14 protein-coding genes are annotated in these 18,402 nt (G+C 62.6%); 7 read left to right on the top strand and 7 right to left on the bottom strand.

All coding sequences use genetic code 11. The features are described 5' to 3' along the window. Positions 1–17: 17 nt before the first annotated feature. Positions 18–1,109, bottom strand: a complete 1,092-nt coding sequence (gene cydB / locus JOE60_RS07755; protein ID WP_167269092.1) for a cytochrome d ubiquinol oxidase subunit II — start codon at positions 1,107–1,109, stop codon at positions 18–20. 17 nt (positions 1,110–1,126) lie between these two features. Next, positions 1,127–2,725: a cytochrome ubiquinol oxidase subunit I gene (locus JOE60_RS07750; RefSeq protein WP_167269044.1), complete on the bottom strand. Its 1,599-nt coding sequence runs from the start codon at positions 2,723–2,725 to the stop codon at positions 1,127–1,129. A gap of 281 nt (positions 2,726–3,006) precedes the next feature. Here JOE60_RS07750 and JOE60_RS07745 point away from each other — a divergent pair, with 281 nt between their 5' ends. Next, positions 3,007–3,393 (top strand): BlaI/MecI/CopY family transcriptional regulator, encoded by a 387-nt coding sequence (locus JOE60_RS07745; protein WP_167269046.1) that lies wholly within the window; start codon positions 3,007–3,009, stop codon positions 3,391–3,393. Between the two features lie 5 nt (positions 3,394–3,398). Continuing rightward, positions 3,399–4,385, top strand: a complete 987-nt coding sequence (locus JOE60_RS07740; RefSeq protein WP_167269049.1) for a M56 family metallopeptidase — start codon at positions 3,399–3,401, stop codon at positions 4,383–4,385. Positions 4,386–4,401: 16 nt separating this feature from the next. Here the strand turns inward: JOE60_RS07740 and JOE60_RS07735 are convergent, their stop codons facing one another. Continuing rightward, positions 4,402–6,510, bottom strand: a complete 2,109-nt coding sequence (locus JOE60_RS07735) for a DNA gyrase subunit B (RefSeq protein ID WP_167269051.1) — start codon at positions 6,508–6,510, stop codon at positions 4,402–4,404. A gap of 253 nt (positions 6,511–6,763) precedes the next feature. Here JOE60_RS07735 and JOE60_RS07730 point away from each other — a divergent pair, with 253 nt between their 5' ends. Beyond that, complete coding sequence (locus tag JOE60_RS07730) at positions 6,764–6,985, top strand: DUF7455 domain-containing protein (protein ID WP_167269053.1); 222 nt, start codon at positions 6,764–6,766, stop codon at positions 6,983–6,985. A gap of 171 nt (positions 6,986–7,156) precedes the next feature. Here JOE60_RS07730 and JOE60_RS07725 read toward each other — a convergent pair whose 3' ends face one another. The 4 genes from JOE60_RS07725 to JOE60_RS07710 form a co-directional block, all read right to left on the bottom strand. Beyond that, complete coding sequence (locus tag JOE60_RS07725) at positions 7,157–8,467, bottom strand: RNA polymerase sigma factor (protein ID WP_167269056.1); 1,311 nt, start codon at positions 8,465–8,467, stop codon at positions 7,157–7,159. 242 nt (positions 8,468–8,709) lie between these two features. Next, positions 8,710–9,999 carry a DUF4192 family protein gene (locus tag JOE60_RS07720; protein ID WP_167269058.1) on the bottom strand — a complete coding sequence of 430 codons (1,290 nt, stop codon included), beginning with the start codon at positions 9,997–9,999 and terminating at the stop codon, positions 8,710–8,712. 94 nt (positions 10,000–10,093) lie between these two features. Next, the gene (locus JOE60_RS07715; RefSeq protein ID WP_167269061.1) at positions 10,094–11,461 is read right to left on the bottom strand and encodes an MFS transporter; all 1,368 of its coding nucleotides are present in this window, start codon (positions 11,459–11,461) and stop codon (positions 10,094–10,096) included. Between the two features lie 35 nt (positions 11,462–11,496). Then, on the bottom strand, positions 11,497–12,435 hold the full coding sequence (locus tag JOE60_RS07710) for a proteasome assembly chaperone family protein (RefSeq protein ID WP_167269063.1): 939 nt from the start codon (positions 12,433–12,435) through the stop codon (positions 11,497–11,499). Positions 12,436–12,760: 325 nt separating this feature from the next. Between JOE60_RS07710 and JOE60_RS07705 the strand changes: the two genes are divergently transcribed. From JOE60_RS07705 to JOE60_RS07690, 4 genes are all read left to right on the top strand, one after another. Further along, positions 12,761–14,284 (top strand): leucyl aminopeptidase, encoded by a 1,524-nt coding sequence (locus tag JOE60_RS07705; protein ID WP_167269066.1) that lies wholly within the window; start codon positions 12,761–12,763, stop codon positions 14,282–14,284. A 292-nt stretch (positions 14,285–14,576) separates the two neighbouring features. Then, entirely contained in the window at positions 14,577–15,962 is a 1,386-nt protein-coding gene (lpdA, locus tag JOE60_RS07700) for a dihydrolipoyl dehydrogenase (protein ID WP_167269068.1), read from the top strand. A 113-nt stretch (positions 15,963–16,075) separates the two neighbouring features. After that, positions 16,076–17,815, top strand: coding sequence for a 2-oxoglutarate dehydrogenase, E2 component, dihydrolipoamide succinyltransferase (gene sucB / locus JOE60_RS07695; RefSeq protein ID WP_167269071.1), 1,740 nt, complete (start codon positions 16,076–16,078; stop codon positions 17,813–17,815). A gap of 134 nt (positions 17,816–17,949) precedes the next feature. Next, entirely contained in the window at positions 17,950–18,303 is a 354-nt protein-coding gene (locus JOE60_RS07690; RefSeq protein ID WP_167269073.1) for a hypothetical protein, read from the top strand. Positions 18,304–18,402: the final 99 nt, after the last annotated feature.

The following is an 18,402-nucleotide window of genomic DNA, read 5'->3' as shown; positions in this document are numbered from 1 at the left end:
TGGCGGGTGGTGTGGGGCTAGTCAGTGTTCCCCGGACCCGCCGGATCCCGCCGGGCCGGGGCCTCCTTCGCCACCAACACCTTGGCGGCAATCGCCGGAAGGAAACCATGCGCTTCAGGTATGTGGGCAGCACTCACCCGGCGCCGGAACACCCAATAGGTCCACGACTGGTAGGCGATCACCAACGGAAGTCCCACGGCGGCAACAATGCTCATCAGGCCCAGCGTGTAATCGGAGGACGAGGCATTGGAAATGGTCAAGTTGAAGGCAGGATCAATGGTGGACGGAATAACCACCGGGAAAGCAGCACCAAAGATCGAAGCCGTGGCGCAGACAATGAACGCCCCCAAGGCACTGAACGCCCGGCCTTCAAACCCTGCACGGGCCAGCTGCCACGCAATCACCACGGCAATGATGCCCGCGGCCACCAGAGCCCAGGTCCACCATTTCCCACTCAGGAACTGCACCGACACCATCCAGCCCAGCATGGGCAGCACAGCCACCGGAACCAGGCGGACAAACCAGGCCCGGGCGCGGTGCCGCACCTCGCCGTCGGTCTTCAACGCCAGGAAGGCAAGCGCATGCACCAGCGCGAAGGCCACCACGCCGAGGCCACCCAACACCGCATAGCCACTGAACCAGGCCATGGGACCGCCCACGCGGTCACCATTGCCGTTGAGGGGCAGGCCGGTGGTGGTCAACGCCAACGCGGCACCGATCCCGAAGGCAGCACCGAAGGAACCCAGCGCAATGGCCCAATCCCACCGGTTCCGCCACCGCTCCGAGTCAACCTTCCCGCGGTACTCGAAAGCCACGGCACGGAAGATCAACGCCACCAAAACACACAACAGGGGCAGGTACAGCGCCGAAAACAGAGACGCGTACCAGAGCGGGAAAGCAGCAAAAGTTGCACCGGCCGCCGTGAGGAGCCACACCTCATTGCCGTCCCACACCGGGCCAATGGTGTTCAACAGAACCCGGCGGTCCGTGTTGTTGCGGGCGAACAGCTTCATCAGCATGCCCACGCCCAAGTCGAAGCCCTCCAGGAAAAGATAACCGGTCCACAACACGGCAATGGCAATGAACCAAATGGTTGGCAACAGTTCCATAGTCATTTCCCCTTTGGCTAGTAAGCGAAGGCCAGGACGTCGTCTCCGGACTTGCCCGGACCGCCGTCGTCATTGTTCTTGTGGTCCGGGTCCCCGTCCTTCCGGCTGTGGGCGAGCTCGGGCATCGCAGACGCCACTCCACCCCGGACGTACTTGACCAGCAATTTCACCTCGACCACCAGCAACACCGCATAGATCGCTGTGAGGACCACCAGGGACGTCATCAGTTCACCCGCACTGACCCCGGGAGACACCGCGGCGGCCGTGAACATAAACACCTGGTCAATACCGTTCATGTCCGGGTTCGGCGCCACCACAAAGGGCTGCCGCCCCATCTCCGTAAAGATCCACCCAGCCGCATTGGCCCCAAACGGTGCCAGAATTCCGAAGACCGCCAGGCGCATCATCCACTTGGACTCAGGAACAACTCCCTTGCGGGTCACCCACAAAGCCACGAGCGCCGCCATGGCAGCCAATCCGCCAAAGCCGATCATCATCCGGAATCCCCAGTAGGTCACTTCCATGACGGGTACGTACTGGATCTCCTGGCCGGCGCGCTCGCCGTAAAGGGGATTGTCCGGGAGGTGTGTGCCGTACTTTTCCTTGTACTCGCCGAGCAGGCTGTTGACGCCCTTGACCTCGGTGGTGAAATCGCCCTTTGCCAGGAAGGACAGGATGCCGGGGACTTCGATCACCGCAACAATATCGTCGCAGTTCTTGGCTCCGAGGTTGCCGACGCTCAGGACCGAGAAGCCCGTTCCGTCGTGGCAGGCGGCTTCAGCGGCAGCCATCTTCATGGGCTGCTGCTCAAACATGAGCTTGCCTTGGAGATCACCCGTTATGGCTGTTCCGGCGAAGGAAATCATGGCTACCACTGCGCCGATCCGCAGGGACTTCATCCAGACCGTGTAGTCAGACTTGTCACGGCCGGGGACAGCGGATTCACCCGGAATGATTTTTCCGTCCTTGCCCACTACGTCAATTCCGTCGTGGCGCCGACGCCACAGGTGGTACCAGGCGATGCCCAGAAGGAACGCTCCGGCCACAGCCAAAGCACCGAAGAGCGTGTGGGGCACGGCTACCAGCGCGGTGTTGTTGGTGAAGACTGCCCATGCGTCGGTCATGACCGGGCGGCCGTCCACCATCTCAACGCCCACGGGATGCTGCATCCAGGAGTTGGCCACAATGATGAAGTAGGCGGAGAAGACGGATCCGATCACCGCGATCCAGAGGCAGGCCAGGTGCACACCCCGCTTGAGTTGCTTCCACCCGAAGATCCACAACCCAAGGAACGTTGACTCCACAAAGAACGCCAACAGCGCTTCCAGAGCCAGCGGTGCGCCGAAGACATCCCCGACGAAGCGGCTGTACTCGCTCCACGCCATGCCGAACTGGAACTCCTGGACGATGCCCGTGGCCACGCCCATGATGAAGTTGATGAGGAACAGCTTTCCCCAGAACTTGGTCATGCGCAGGTACTCGGGCTTGCCCGTGCGGTACCAGATGGTCTGGATGATGGCCACCACCAAGCCCAGACCAATCGTCAGGGGCACCATCATGAAGTGATAAACGGTGGTGATGCCGAATTGCCAGCGTGCGATTTCCAAAGCGTCCATGGCTGTCCTTTGTGCGGTGGACTGAAGAGCTGAGACGATACTTCTACGTTTCGTAGAAAAGCTATCTTCTACACAGTGTAGAACAAATGCGGAGCGACTACCCCCATTCTTCAAGTGGCGTTACGCACGCACAAGTGCCCCTCAAGGGCCGCGGCGCGCCGATAGTTCTACCTGACGTAGAATGAAGAGCTGGAAAGCGGTAAATTAGTGAATGAATGTTGGATCGTCGCACCGGGCAGCAGAAGTGCTGTTGTTGGGATGCGGAAGGTAGGGATGTACTGATGGCAAGTCTTGGGGAACTCGAGCGGGCAGTCATGGATCTGCTCTGGGCGGGCCACGAAGCAGCAACTGCCAACACCCTGCGCGATCTTCTGGCGCAGGATTCAGCGGCCGGCGACGGCACGGCCGGCCATCAGGGCAAGGACCTGGCAGTAACCACCGTCCTTACCGTGTTGTCCCGGCTGGAAAAGAAGGGGCTCGTTGAACGTGAGCGCGGCACCCGCCCGCACCGTTACCAGGCCGTCTCAAGCCGGGCGGACCACACCGCCGAGCTCATGCATGAAGTCCTGGGCTCAGCCCCGGACCGCGAGGCCGTTTTGGCCCGGTTCATCGGCTCTGTCACTGAAAGCGAAGCCGCTACCCTGCGCAAGCTGCTCGGCTACAATTAGCCACTATGTTCTGGACCTCATACCTGCTTGCGGTCCTGGCAATCATTCTGGCGTGGCCTGTGCCTGTGCTGCTGTCGCGCGCGCAATGGCCTGCCCGGTCTCCCTTTACCGCCATGGTCCTCTGGCAGGCGATCGCACTTGCGGGTGGCCTCTCCATGATCGGCGCCATGCTGGTCTATGGCTTGGAACCCATTGGTGACAATCTCCTGGCCGGCCTCAGAAGCCTGGGCGGGATGGTCTTCAACAACGAACCCACCACCGCGCTGGGCTTCTGGCACCTCTTCGCCCTGTCGGCTGCTGCGCTCCTCACCGCACACCTGGTCTTCACCCTGCTGCTGACGTATTACAAAATTGAACGCCAGCGCCGGAGGCACCGCGAACTGCTGGCCCTCCTGGCCTCCCCGTCCGACGACGGCCCGGGAACCGTTGTCATCAACCATGACTCTCCGGTGGCCTACTGCCTCCCCGGTGGCGCCCGATCCGTGACCGTTCTCTCCGACGGACTCATGGCCGCTTTGGAACCGGCAGAGCTCAGGGCCGTGCTGATCCACGAAAATGCCCACCTTTCCCAGCGGCACGATCTTCTCCTGTGGGCCTTTGCCGCGTGGCGCCAAGCACTGCCCTGGTTTCCCACCACCCGCCTGGCCCAGACAGCCGTCAACTCGTTGATCGAGATGCTTGCCGATGATGTGGCCCTGCGGACGGAAAGCAAGGGGACGCTCATCAAGGCGATTGCCATTGTGTCCAGCGGGACAAGCCAGCCCGCAGCCGGAGCGAACACGCTCAATGCCGGCGGCGCAGTGGTGGAGGGCAACTCCGTGAGCGCCACTGGCGGTGCCGACTCGCCGCGGACCACCGCCTCACGCGTCAGCCGCTTGCTGTCGCCCCGCCCGCCCCTGACCAAGGCCCTGCGTATCACCGTCCTGGTGGCCTCAGCGCTGCTGCTGGCCGTTCCCACGGCTTTGCTGATTGTTCCGGGGCTACTGGGCTAAGGCAGTTCGTGGGACATCAGGCGTCGATGCGTTCCCGGTCCAGGGTCGCGGCCCCGGCGATGATGAACTCCTTGCGCGGTGCCACATCCGAACCCATCAACAGATCGAACACTTCCTCCGCGCGTTGAGCACTGTCAATGCCCACTTTCCGCAGCGTTCGGTGTCGGGGATCCATGGTGGTTTCGGCAAGCTGCTGGGCATCCATCTCGCCCAGGCCCTTGTAGCGCTGGATGGGCTCCTTGTAGCGCTTACCCTCCTTGGCCAGGTTGGCCAGGAGGACGTGAAGCTCGGCCTCCGAGTAGGTGTAGATCATCTCGTTGGCTTTCTGGCCGGGATTGATGACTTCAACCCGGTGCAGGGGCGGAACGGCTGCGAAAACGCGCCCTGCCTCCACCATGGGGCGCATGTAGCGGAAGAACAGGGTCAGCAGGAGGGTCCGGATGTGGGCGCCGTCCACATCCGCGTCCGTCATGAGGATGACTTTGCCGTACCGTGCGGCTTCGATGTCGAAGCTTCGCCCCGAGCCTGCCCCCACCACCTGGATGAGGGCCGCACACTCGGCGTTGGAGAGCATGTCCCCGACCGACGCCTTCTGGACATTCAGGATTTTTCCCCGGATGGGCAGCAGCGCCTGGAAGTCGGACGATCGCGCAAGCTTGGCCGTGCCCAGTGCGGAGTCACCCTCCACGATGAAAAGCTCGGACCGCGCTACATCATCCGTTCGGCAATCGGCCAGTTTGGTAGGCATCGACGAGGTTTCCAGGGCGTTTTTGCGGCGCTGGGTTTCCTTGTGGACACGGGCCGAGATCCGGGACTTCATCTCGCTGACCATTTTTTCCAGCAGGAGTGCGGACTGGGCTTTGTCATTCCGGTTGGCGGAATTCAACCGCGTTGTGATCTCTTTCTCCACAACTTTGGCCACGATGGCCCGTACCGCTGACGTGCCCAGGATTTCCTTGGTCTGGCCCTCGAACTGCGGCTCTGCCAAGCGGACGGTCAGCACGGCCGTGAGCCCGGCGAGGATATCGTCCTTTTCGATTTTGTCATTGCCCGCTTTCAGCTTGCGGGCGTTCGTTTCCACGGCCTTGCGGAAGGTCTTCAGGAGGGCCGCTTCAAAACCGGACTGGTGGGTTCCGCCCTTGGGCGTGGCAATGATGTTGACGAAGCTTCGCATGGTGGTTTCGTAGCCGATACCCCAGCGCAGGGCAATGTCTACCTCGCAATCGCGCTCCACCTCAGCGATCTGGCTGTGCCCGTTCTCATCCAGTACGGGCACTGTTTCCTTGAACTTGCCCGAGCCGTGGAGGCGCCACACGTCCGTCACGCCCGAGTCCGCGGCCAGGAACTCGACGAACTCCGAGATGCCGCCGTCGTGGTGGAACACTTCCTCATGCATGCCTGCTTCACCGGGCGTCCCGGCCAGCTTCCGTTCATCACGGACGGTAATCTTCAGGCCGGGCACCAGGAACGACGTCTGCCGCGCCCTCGCCACCAGATCGTCATAGGAGAAGCGTGCGTCAGGAGTGAAGATCTGGCGGTCGGCCCAGTAGCGCACGCGCGTGCCTGTGACGCCGCGTTTTGCCTTCCCGACCACATCCAGAACGGATTTTTCAACAAACGGCTCAAAGGTAGCGTTGGGTGTGGGCTTGGAGCCTGCATCCACAAAGCGGCCGGGTTCTCCGCGGCGGAAGGACATCTGGTAGGTCTTGCTTCCCCGGTCCACTTGGACGTCCAGCCGGCTCGACAAAGCGTTGACCACGGATGCGCCCACGCCGTGCAGGCCACCGGAAGCGGTATAGGAGCCGCCCCCGAACTTACCGCCGGCGTGGAGCTTGGTGAACACAACCTCGACGCCGGACAGGCCGGTTTTGGGCTCAACGTCCACCGGGATGCCGCGCCCGTCATCATGGATTTCCACCGAGTTGTCAGCATGGAGGATCACTTTGATGTCGTGGCCAAAGCCGGCCAGGGCCTCATCGACCGAGTTGTCGATGATTTCCCAGAGGCAGTGCATGAGGCCACGGGAGTCGGTGGAACCGATGTACATGCCGGGCCGCTTGCGAACGGCCTCAAGGCCCTCCAGAACGGACAAGTGCCGGGCGTTGTATTCAGAACTCGGTGCCACGTGGGGGTGTGCTCCTTCAAGGTATGGCTCATGGTGTTCCCAGGCATGCTGGGCATAGTGCATCGGCAAACTTCTGCCTCTACTAGGTTAGCCGGGGCTACCGACAGCCAAGGGTTGCCACTCCCTTGACCCCCGACGTGGGCGGCCACGTTACGTACATGTGATACGCGGACAGCGAAAGTGACCCATCCTTGCCATGGATCTGCGTCGAATGCTGGTTATATGGATGTACAGAACTACTAAGGAGGCCGACATGACAACAGCAGTTGCAGACCGCACGCTGAGCGCAGCTGACCGGTGCGATCGTTGCGGAGCCCAGGCATACGTCCGCGTTGTACTCGAGTCCTCCGGTGGTGAGCTGCTCTTCTGTGGCCACCACGCACGTGCAGTTGAAGCCACGCTTAGGCCGATGACTTCAGACTGGCACGATGAGACCGAGCGCCTCAACGAGAAGGCTCCCGTCCCCGTCGACTAAGGACAGGGCACGCCGGATATCCGGCGCATAAGAAGCGGACAAGGCTCCTCCCTCCGGGAGGGGCCTTGTTGCTTTTGCGGCAGCTTTTGCGGCCACACAGATCACGGCGATACCCCACTGAAAAGGCAGCCCACCTGATGGTGGACTGCCTTTTCACGGGTGCAGTACTTTTTAGTCCAAGTAGTCCCTGAGGACCTGGGACCGCGACGGGTGCCGCAGCTTGGACATGGTCTTGGATTCGATCTGCCGGATACGCTCGCGCGTGACACCGTAGACCTTGCCGATTTCGTCTAAAGTCTTGGGCTGTCCATCGGTCAGGCCAAAGCGCATGGCAACGACTCCGGCCTCCCTTTCGGAAAGGGTGTCCAGCACCGAGTGCAACTGCTCCTGCAGGAGCGTGAAGCTGACGGCGTCGGCCGGAACAACAGCTTCGGAGTCCTCGATCAGGTCGCCGAACTCCGAGTCGCCGTCCTCGCCCAAGGGTGTGTGCAGCGAGATGGGCTCGCGACCGTACTTCTGGACCTCAACAACCTTTTCAGGAGTCATGTCCAATTCAAGGGCGAGTTCCTCGGGCGTGGGTTCGCGGCCCAGGTCCTGAAGCATCTGGCGCTGCACGCGGGCAAGCTTGTTAATGACTTCAACCATGTGCACGGGGATGCGGATGGTTCGTGCCTGGTCAGCCATGGCGCGGGTAATCGCCTGGCGGATCCACCACGTTGCGTAGGTGGAGAACTTGAAGCCCTTGGTGTAATCGAACTTCTCAACAGCGCGGATGAGACCGAGGTTGCCTTCCTGGATCAGGTCTAGGAACAGCATGCCGCGTCCGGTGTAGCGCTTGGCCAAGGACACCACGAGGCGAAGGTTGGCCTCGAGGAGGTGGTTCTTGGCGCGCTTGCCGTCGTGAATGACGAATTCGAGTTCACGCTTCAGCTTTGGGTCCATGGAACCGTCGTCGGCGTTGATCTTTTCCTCGGCAAAGAGGCCGGCCTCAATGCGGAGAGCGAGGTCCACCTCCTGCTCGGCATTCAGCAGGGCGACCTTGCCGATTTGCTTCAAGTAGTCCTTGACGGGGTCTGCGGTAGCACCGGCAGACATGACCTGCTGGACCGGAGCGTCGTCATCGTCCGCATCGGAGTAGACGAACCCGGTACCCGAGGGAGCAGCCTTCTTGGGAGCGGCGGCACCGTCCTCGGCATCGTCGTCGGCTACCTCGACCTCTTCGGCCGCGGCTGGATCGAAATCTTCATCCTCGGCATTGGCGTCGTCTGCGTCGGCGCCTGAGGACTCGTTGGCGGCTTCAGCGGCGGCCTTGGCGCCGGGCTTGGGTCCACGCTTCTTCGGCGCCGGCTTGCCAGCGTCACCTTCTGATGCCTTGTTGGCAGCACGGGTTGCAGCGCGCTTGGCCGATGTCGCCGCTTTCTTTTCCTCAGCGGTCAATACGGCCTGGGCGGCGGGTTCCTTCTCGACGGAAGACGGAGTCACAGAAAACCTTTCTAGCGGCGGTCTGTGGAATCACCATACGGGCAACACCACTATGACCCTGTCAAGTCCGCGATCAATTTCAAATGCGATCGCCGCTTGCAGAGTCCTTTGGTAGAACTCGCAACGGCACTGAAATGTTCCCGTTTCCAGAAAAAGTCAGGCATTCGAACGCGGACCCAACCGGGTCTCGGCATCCATTGTCTCACGGTTTTGGAAAACCCACGCCTGAAATTGCCGGGCGACTATGCCGGAACTCCGCGATTCCCGCGCCAAGCGGAGTCCGGACGCAGGGCCCATTCGCAGATGATCCCCTGCCCAAGAACTCCATCCAGCAACTCTGCGAGCCGGTACCCGGGAGAAGCCACAGCAGCGCGCCTCAACTGCGCATGTGCCACGGAGCCGCTCCCCTTGCACCAGGAAATCCATCCCCGGAGGGTCAGGGAGGCTGCGGCCACGTCCCCCGCCTCGTCCTCCACGCACAAGCTCGTCAATACTTCCGCAAGTCCATTGAGGGATGCCCAGTCCGGTTTGTCGGGTCGCATGCCCAGCAAGACATCACCGTAGGTGTAAACGTCTGGACTGACGCCCGGACCGGCCACCGCCACGTTCCCATCTGCGTCGGCGTCCACGTCGGCGGGAAGCAGAGCCGGTGCCGGTAAGCCAAGGTCCGCCGGGTCGAAACCGGACCACGCGCCGTCGTCCTCAATAAACATGCCGAACGCGGTGGCACCGGACTTCGCGGACCCATGCCCTGCAGCAGCCATCACCACCACCGCGTCCCGCCAGGCCGTCACAGTGAGGGTAGCCCGCAGGAAGCCCATCAACCCAGCGTCCTCGGCCACCGCGGCATTGAGAGGTTTCCGTTGCCCGCGTTCCGTCAGGACAAATTTCCACACTCCGAGGACAGCGTCCAGGCATCCCTCGCTCCGCCCATGATCCAGCAGTTCAGCGGCGTACTTGGCCTGGGCCGCCGCAACCTTGGCGTCCAATGGGCCGGGGTTCCTGCACCACGCCGTTCCGGCGCTGGCAAGCGGTGACGGGCCAATGCTCCTCCCCCGGTAGACCATCTCTGCGCTCAGCCGGCTGTGTTTGATCCGATCCACTGAATGACCCGGCACAGGACAGCAGCCGGAATCCGTGCAGTAGGCGCTGCGCCAGTATTCAGAACCCACCAGCCAGGCATCCTTGACGGTCAAATCCACGCGGTCAAGGCAGTCCTGCAGCTCGCTCAGCAAGGGCACCATGGTGCGGACAACGCCGCCGTCCTCCCAGCCGGAGTCTGTGTATAACGCGAGCACGACACCGTCGGCTTCCTTGTCCGCCACCAAGTAGTTACGGATCTGTTCCGCGAATCCCTTGTGGCTCCGGCGCGAATGGTTGGACGGCAAATCCGTGCGCAGGGTGGCTCCCAGGACTTTTCCCTGCATGGTGATCGCCACCAGGCTGTCTTCAGGCCAATAGCCAAGCATGTGCGGAATGTAGCCCAGGATGTCTTCGGGCTGGTGGATGCTGAGAGTCTCCTTGGATGTCATGGTTACAGCCTGCGTGACCACTTGCAGGCGAAACAGTGGCCATCCGGCCTATGTGGAAAAGTGCTGGGTCTGCCGACACCCGAGGGGCACGTGACTATTCCTGCGGATCTCTCCTGGCCGCGACGCCTGACCGCGCGGTTCGCCGGCGTTCCATCCGCTCCCTGCGCTGCTTGGCCAAAGTGGCCATGAGCGGTGGAACATGGGTGCCTTGGGCGGCCATCTGACGCCGCACCTTCCGCCGGGTGATCAGGATAAGGACCGTGCCAAGACCCAGAAGGACAAACTGGACGCTCAAGGCAATCCGGAAGGAAGCGAGGCCGTACAGTTCCCCACCGGAGAAACCACTGGCGTTGAGAAGGTCAAGGACCAAGCCGATCAGGTAGATGGCGATCAGGGCAGCGATAAAGCCACCCACGTTGACGATCCCCGTTGCCGTTCCAATCCGCTGCGAGGGATTGAAGGTCCTGGCGAAATCGAAGCCAATCATGGAACCTGGGCCGCCGACGGCAAGGACCACCACCAGGATCACCAGCAGCCACAGCGGGGCCCTGTCGGGAAGAATCAGCACCGCAGCCCAGGCCAGCGCGGTTGCCAGGGTGATGAGGAGGACCATCGCCGAGCGCCGCATGGGATGCCTGGCGACGAACCGCCCGAACCCGGGCCCGGCAACGATCGCCGTTCCCACGAAAAGTGCCATCAGCGCCGAAACGGTGCCGGCATCCAACCCCTGCGCGGACAACAAAAAGGGATATCCCCACGTCATTGCGAAGAGGTTTCCGCTGAATTGGACAGTGAAATGGCTCCACAATCCCAGCCGTGTGCCCGGTTGTTTCCACGCACGGGACAAGGACACTCCCGTGGCCCGCAGGCCCTGCCCTGCCTCGCGGGGCGGATGCCCCGGGGGCGCGTCCCTCAGCAGGACCAGCACCAACACCACCGCCAGGACGGACATCGCCGCCAAGGTCAGGAAAGCCGGGGTCCATCCTGCGGAGTGGAGCAGCAGGGCGAATGGCACCACACTGAAGAGCTGGCCCAGCTGACCGCTCATACCCGTCAGTTGGGTGACCAGCGGCACCTTGGCTGGAGCGAACCACAGGGGCACCAGCCGGATCACGGAGATGAATGTCATGGCGTCTCCGGCACCTACCAGGACACGCCCCAAAACGCCTCCAGGGATACTTTCCGCGTACGCGAGCTGCAGCTGGCCAAGTCCCATCAGCACGGCGCCGCCTGCCACCATGGCCCGGGACCCGAACCGGTCTACCAGGACCCCCACCGGGATCTGCAGGCCGGCGTACACCAGGAGCTGCAGGACGGTGAAGAAGGAAATGGCTGCGGCGCTTGCGTCAAAACGCTCGGTCGCCTCAAGCCCCGCTACGCCGAACGAGGTTCTCTGCGCCACAGCCACCAGGTAGGCGAAGACACATATCGTCCAAATAAGCCAGGCGCGGGGAGCATTCACCCCACAATTATGCCCGCCCGCAGCACAAACCTGATTTATTGCGGCGAATCCTTGCGCGCCAAGTAGGCCTCAACGGCGGCCCCCAGATCGTCTGCGTTGGGCAGTTCGTCATTCTCATCGGCCAGCAAGGAGCGACGCACCACGCCCTCGGACTTTTCGTCATACCGGGTTTCGAGATTGGACACCACGGCCTGCACTTCTTCCGAAGCCTCGATCTGCTCGGCAATCTGACGGGCAACTTCCCGCCCTGCTTCCCGGAGGCGGTCGGTGGGCAGCATCAACGAGGTCGCAGCCCCCAGGTATTCCAGGCCGGCCACCGCAGCGGGTGGGTACTCCGCCTCGGCAAGGTAGTGCGGGACGTGGATGACGTAACCGGCCACGTTTCGCTCGGCTTCGGTGAGCCTGAGCTCCAGGATGTGGCCGATGGCTGCCGGGACATCAACGGTGGGCTTCCAGCTGGAGATCCCCTCAATCAGCTCGGGACGGGTGCCATGCACCGTGACGCCGACGGGGCGGGTGTGGGGCACGGGCATGGGGATGGAGTGGATCCACGTCACCAGATTGACGTCAAGCTTCTCCACGATCCCGACGACGGCACGGGAGAAGCGCTCCCACTGCAGGTCAGGCTCAAAACCCGCCAGGAGCAGAAAGGGCTGGCCCAGGCCATCGGTCAATTTGTAGAGGCCCAGTTTCGGTGCCTGGTAGTCCTGGAGGTGGTCCTCCACGAAACTGATGTGTGGCCTGCGGGAGCGGTAGTCCATGAGTTGGTCGGCGTCGAACATCGCCACTACCTCGACGTCGGGACCGTCCAGGAGTTCGGCATTGATTTGCCGCACCACGTGTCCGGCGTCGGCGAAACCCGTGAAGCCCATGACCAAGTCCAGACCCCGCAGCTCGGGGCTGTGGAAGGTCTCGATGTTGCTGGCATACAGCGACTCGGGGTCCAGGAGGGAACCGGATAACCGTTCAAACACGGCATATTCCTTTCACGAAACAAACGTCCAGCCGTAGGCCTGTCACAGGAACATCGTTGCGGTTCCTGTGCTGCTTCCGGATTCTTCTCAAGGAGTACAACGCCCGGTTGACGCCGCACATTCCAGCCCCCTGATGTGCCGCAGCTCTCATTTAATTGCCGTCCATTGCAGTGGAGAGACTACGATCAAAAAGGACAGGCGCCCTTGCAAGCGCCGCCATTCAGACCAAGACCGCCGTCCACAGTCGACGACGGGCGCTAAAACCGGGACGGCCGCCAAACATGCGGCTCCCACGCCAAGCAGAGAGAAATGAGGCATCATCCTCGTGGTCAAGACTACTGACATCAACCTGGGCATCATCGCCAAGGACCTGAAGAAGTCCCCCAGTGACGCACTTGTGGTGGGGGTGGCCAAGGGCGCGGACGGGCCTGTACTGCTGTCCAATCCACTGAGCGCCAAGGCCGCGGAATCCATCTCCGGATCGTTGAAGCAGTTGGGGATCACCGGCGCCGCGGACCAGGTCCACCGGCTGCCCGGCCTCCCGGAGACAGGGGCAGGCATTCTGGTTCTGGCCGGCGTGGGAGCATCGGCCGACGGCGGCAACCTCACCGAAGAGGCTCTGCGCCGCGCAGCGGGCTCAGCTGTGCGCCAGCTGGCCGGGCTCCAGTCAGTCACCTTGGCTTTCCCGGCCCAGAGCGTGGCCGATGTTGCCGCAATCGCCGAAGGGGCCGCGCTGGGAGCCTACTCCTACACCGAGCACCGCTCCAGCAAGGATGGCCTGAAGGCTCCGGTTGCGAAGGTCACCGTGTACTCGGACGTACCGGCTGCAGCGGCACAGCCTGCACTGGACCGCGCCGTAGTGCTGGCACGGGCAGTCAACGCCACCCGCACGCTCGTGAACCAGCCGCCCAGCCACCTCTACCCCGAGTCGTTCGCTGAATCCGCCAAGGAGCTCTCCAAGGGCCTGCCTGTCAAGGTGACCGTGTGGGATGAGAAGCGGCTGGACAAGGAAGGCTTCGGCGGCATCATGGGGGTGGGCAAGGGTTCAACCCGCCAGCCCCGCCTGGTCAAGGTGGAATACGCTCCCGCCAAGGCCACCAAGAAGATCGCCCTGGTGGGCAAGGGCATCACCTTTGACACCGGTGGCATTTCCATTAAGCCGGCCCTGGGCATGGGAGACATGAAGAGCGATATGGCGGGCGCCGCCGTCGTCCTTAACGCCGTGCTGGCCATCGCCTCGCTGGGCCTGCCCATCAAGGCGACCGCCTGGCTCTGCATTGCGGAGAACATGCCCTCCGGTGCGGCACAGCGGCCGGCGGACGTTCTCACCATCTTCGGCGGCAAAACCGTTGAGGTCCTTAATACGGATGCAGAAGGCAGGCTCGTCATGGCTGACGGCATCGTTGCAGCCAGCCAGGAAAAGCCCGACGCCATCATCGACGTCGCAACATTGACCGGCGCACAGCTGATCGCCCTGGGCCTGCGGACGGCCGGCGTCATGGGTTCGGACTCGGTGACTGCCGCCTTGAAGACCGCCGCCGACCGCGCCGGCGAACTCGTCTGGCCCATGCCCCTGCCTGAGGAACTTCGCCCCAGCCTGGACTCCCAGGTGGCAGACCTCGCCAACATCGGCGAACGCAACGGTGGCATGATGACCGCCGCGGTGTTCCTGCGCGAATTCGTAGGCAAGCAGGACAACGGGGAGCAAATCCCTTGGGCCCACGTCGACATCGCCGGGCCTTCGTTCAACAACGGCAGCCCCTACGGCTACACCCCCAAGCAGGGCACCGGATGCACCGTCCGCACCCTGGTTGCCTACGCCGAGGATCTCCTGGCCGTTTCAGCCTAGGGTTTCCGGCCCTCAAACCGGCGCGCGCGGTCCCCACGGATGAGTTCGTGGGGACCGCGCAACCCCGGAGTTATGCGGCGTGTAGGCCTGTGTCACAAGTGAACGTGAGTCTCGACACAAGCGCATCACAAACACCCGCAGAGGGTGGAGCATGGGTAGGTGGTTCGCTAAGGTGAACTCGGTAGTCACAAATGCAAGAGAACTTAGGTGCTGGCATAATCACGGCAGAACAAGTTCCAAAGACCAGATGGCACGCAGTCCCGTGCCATCGCTCACGCGAGGGAGCGTTTTAGTGGCCGATCAGGCAACTGCGCAAGAATTCGACATCCTGGTACTCGGTGGCGGCAGCGGCGGCTACGCCACTGCGTTGCGGGCCGTGCAGCTTGGGTTGACCGTTGGCCTGGTGGAGAAGGCCAAGCTGGGCGGAACCTGCCTGCACAACGGTTGCATTCCCACCAAGGCCCTCCTGCACTCGGCAGAATTGGCCGATCACGCACGCGATTCGGCCAAGTACGGCGTCAACGTCACGCTGGACGGCATCGACATGCCCGCCGTCAACGCGTACAAAGACGGCATCATTGCCGGCAAGTACAAGGGCCTCCAAGGACTCATCAAGTCCAAGAAGGGCATCACCGTCATCGAGGGTGAAGGCAAGCTCCAGGGCAACAACACCATCGTGGTGAACGGTACGTCCTACACCGGCAAGAACATTGTTCTGGCAACCGGCTCCTACTCGCGGTCGCTCCCGGGCCTCGAAATCGGTGGCAAGGTCATCACCTCGGACCAGGCCCTCACCATGGACTACATCCCCAAGAGCGCGATCGTCCTGGGCGGCGGCGTCATCGGCGTCGAATTCGCCTCGGTCTGGAAGTCCTTCGGCGTCGACGTCACCATCATTGAAGGCCTGCCCTCACTGGTTCCCAACGAGGACGCAGCAATCGTCAAGAACCTGGAGCGTGCGTTCAAGAAGCGCGGCATCAAGTTCACCACCGGCATCTTCTTCCAGGGCGTCGAACAGAACGACGACGGCGTCAAGGTCACCTTGGTGGACGGCCAGACCTTCGAAGCAGACCTCCTCCTTGTTGCCGTGGGCCGTGGCCCCGTGACCGCGAACCTTGGCTACGAAGAGGCCGGCCTCACCATCGACCGCGGCTTCGTGATCACCAACGAACGCCTCCACACCGGCGTTGGCAACATCTACGCTGTTGGCGACATCGTCCCCGGCGTCCAGCTCGCGCACCGCGGCTACCAGCAGGGTATCTTCGTGGCCGAGGAAATTGCCGGCCTGAACCCGGTGGTTGTCGAAGACATCAACATCCCCAAGGTCACGTACTGCGAGCCCGAGATCGCGACTGTCGGCTACACCGAGAAGGCAGCAAAGGCCAAGTTTGGTGACGACCAGATCCAGACCCAGGAATACAACCTTGCCGGCAACGGCAAGAGCTCCATTCTTGGCACAGGCGGCATCGTCAAGCTGGTCCGCCAGAAGGACGGCCCGGTTGTAGGCATCCACATGATCGGCTCCCGCATGGGAGAGCAGATCGGCGAGGCCCAGCTGATCGTGAACTGGGAAGCTTACCCGGAGGACGTGGCCCAGTTGGTCCACGCCCACCCCACCCAGAACGAAGCACTGGGCGAAGCCCACCTCGCCCTCGCGGGCAAGCCGCTCCACGGCTAAGTCTTTACCCAAGACAAACGGGTCGGGGGCACGCGGCGCCATATGCCGTGTGCACCCGATCCGGACCAGCAGCATTCATCCGCACAAAGATCAATAAGGAGAACGGGGACGACATGTCTGAATCCGTTAACTTGCCCGCCCTCGGTGAGAGTGTCACCGAAGGAACCGTCACCCGCTGGCTCAAGCAGGTTGGTGACCGGGTGGAGATCGACGAGCCGTTGCTCGAGGTTTCAACCGACAAAGTAGACACCGAAATCCCTTCTCCGATCTCTGGCGTCATCGAAGAAATCCTCGTTGCTGAAGACGAGACGGCCGAAGTCGGCGCCCCCTTGGTACGCATTGGCGACGGTTCCGGCTCGTCCGCTGCCGAAGCCGCACCTGCTGAGGAAGCACCTGCTGCTCCGGCAGCCGAGCCTGCCGCGGCTGCTGAGGAGGCACCTGCTGCTCCTGCAGCCGAGGAAGCCCCGGCCTCGGAGGCGCCCGCCGCTTCCGGTGGCGAGGGCCACGAAGTAACGCTCCCCGCCCTTGGCGAAAGTGTCACCGAGGGCACCGTCACCCGCTGGCTCAAGGCCGTGGGCGACACCGTGGAGGTGGACGAACCCCTGCTCGAGGTGTCCACCGACAAGGTCGACACTGAAATCCCGTCTCCGGTTGCCGGAACCCTGCAGGAAATCCGTGTCAGCGAGGACGAGACAGCCGAGGTGGGCTCAGTCCTTGCCGTCATCGGTTCCGGCGCCGCACCGGCTGCCGCTCCCGCACCCGCTGCAGCCCCCGCGGCTGCACCTGCACCTGCCGCAGCTCCCGCCCCTGCAGCCGCTCCGGCACCTGCACCTGCTGCAACCCCCGCTCCCGCAGCTGCTCCGGCACCCGCTGCCCCGGCACCTGCTGCCCCGGCTCCGGCCGCTGAGCAGTCATCCGAGTCCGGCTACGTCACCCCGTTGGTCCGCAAGCTGGCCAACCAGCACGGCGTGGACATCGCATCCGTGTCCGGTACCGGCGTTGGTGGCCGCATCCGCAAGCAGGACGTTCTGGCCGCAGCCGAGGCCAAGCAGGCAGCAGCTGCTCCTGCAGCCCAGGCTCCTGCCGCCGCCCCTGCAGCGAAGTCCGCAGCTCCTGTTGTGGCTTCGTCACTGCGCGGAACAACGGAGAAGGCTCCCCGCATCCGCCAGGTCATCGCCCGCCGCATGCGCGAGTCGCTCGAGGTCTCCACCCAGCTGACCCAGGTGCACGAGGTCGACATGACCAAGATCGCCAAACTCCGCTTGAAGGCCAAGAACTCCTTCCAGGCCCAGAACGGTGTCAAGCTCACCTTCCTGCCGTTTATTGCCAAGGCCGTTGCCGAGGCCCTCAAGCAGCACCCCAAGCTGAACGCTGCCTACGATGAGTCCAAGCAGGAAATCACCTACCACAACGCCGAACACCTGGCGATTGCCGTGGACACGGACAAGGGCCTTCTGGTTCCGGTCATCTCCGACGCCGGAAATCTCAACCTCGCTGGCTTGGCCAGCAAGATCGCTGACGTTGCAGGCCGCACCCGCGACGGAAAGATCGGCCCTGATGAGCTGTCCGGCGGAACGTTCAGCATCACCAACATTGGTTCGGTTGGGGCGCTGTTCGACACCCCGATCATCAACCAGCCGCAGGTGGGAATCCTGGGGACGGGCGCAATCGTCAAGCGTGCAGTTGTTGTTGCTGACGAAAACGGTGACGATTCGATTGCCATCCGCTCCATGATGTACCTCTCCCTGACGTACGATCACCGCTTGGTGGACGGCGCCGACGCGGGCCGCTTCCTCCAGACCTTGAAGGCACGCCTTGAAGAGGGCGCATTTGAGGCAGACCTGGGTCTCTAAGACCCAGTAACGGGGTAACCCAAACAGAACCATCAAGGCAGGTTGCCGGAGAAATCCGGCAACCTGCCTTTTCGTTGCCTACTCCGCGCGTGCCTTTGCTACGGCACGTAGAACGGAATGGATAAGCTGGGCCCATGAGTATTCTTTTCAGCATTCTGGTGTTCTTGCACATCGTCGGCGCAGCCATGATTGTGGGCTACTGGATCGCCACCCTCAAGGAACCCACCGTCCACCCGCGGCAACGCGATGGTGCCTTCCTGCAGCTCCTCACGGGCATTGCCATGATGGGACTTTTCCCGCTGCTTCCGGATGCCGATCCCAATTACTTCAAGCTTGGTATCAAGTTCGCCATTGGCGTCGCTGTCGCCGTCCTCGCGGTCATCGGATCACGCAAGGTCAAGAACGGCGAACCCGTTTCCACCGGCCTGGCACACGGCGTCGGCGGTTTGGCCCTGATCAACATCGCGATCGCAACCCTCTGGAACTAGAACCCGGGGTCACAATCCACTGACAGCGGACAAGCCGTGCAGTCCTGTGGCCTTATCCATAGGATTGAACACGGTGGCACCCGGTGACACCGGGATGCC

The organism is Paenarthrobacter ilicis, assembly GCF_016907545.1.
Classification (GTDB): domain Bacteria; phylum Actinomycetota; class Actinomycetes; order Actinomycetales; family Micrococcaceae; genus Arthrobacter; species Arthrobacter ilicis.
Note: the sequence above shows the minus strand (reverse complement) of the source record. Positions and strands in the feature narration are given on the sequence as shown.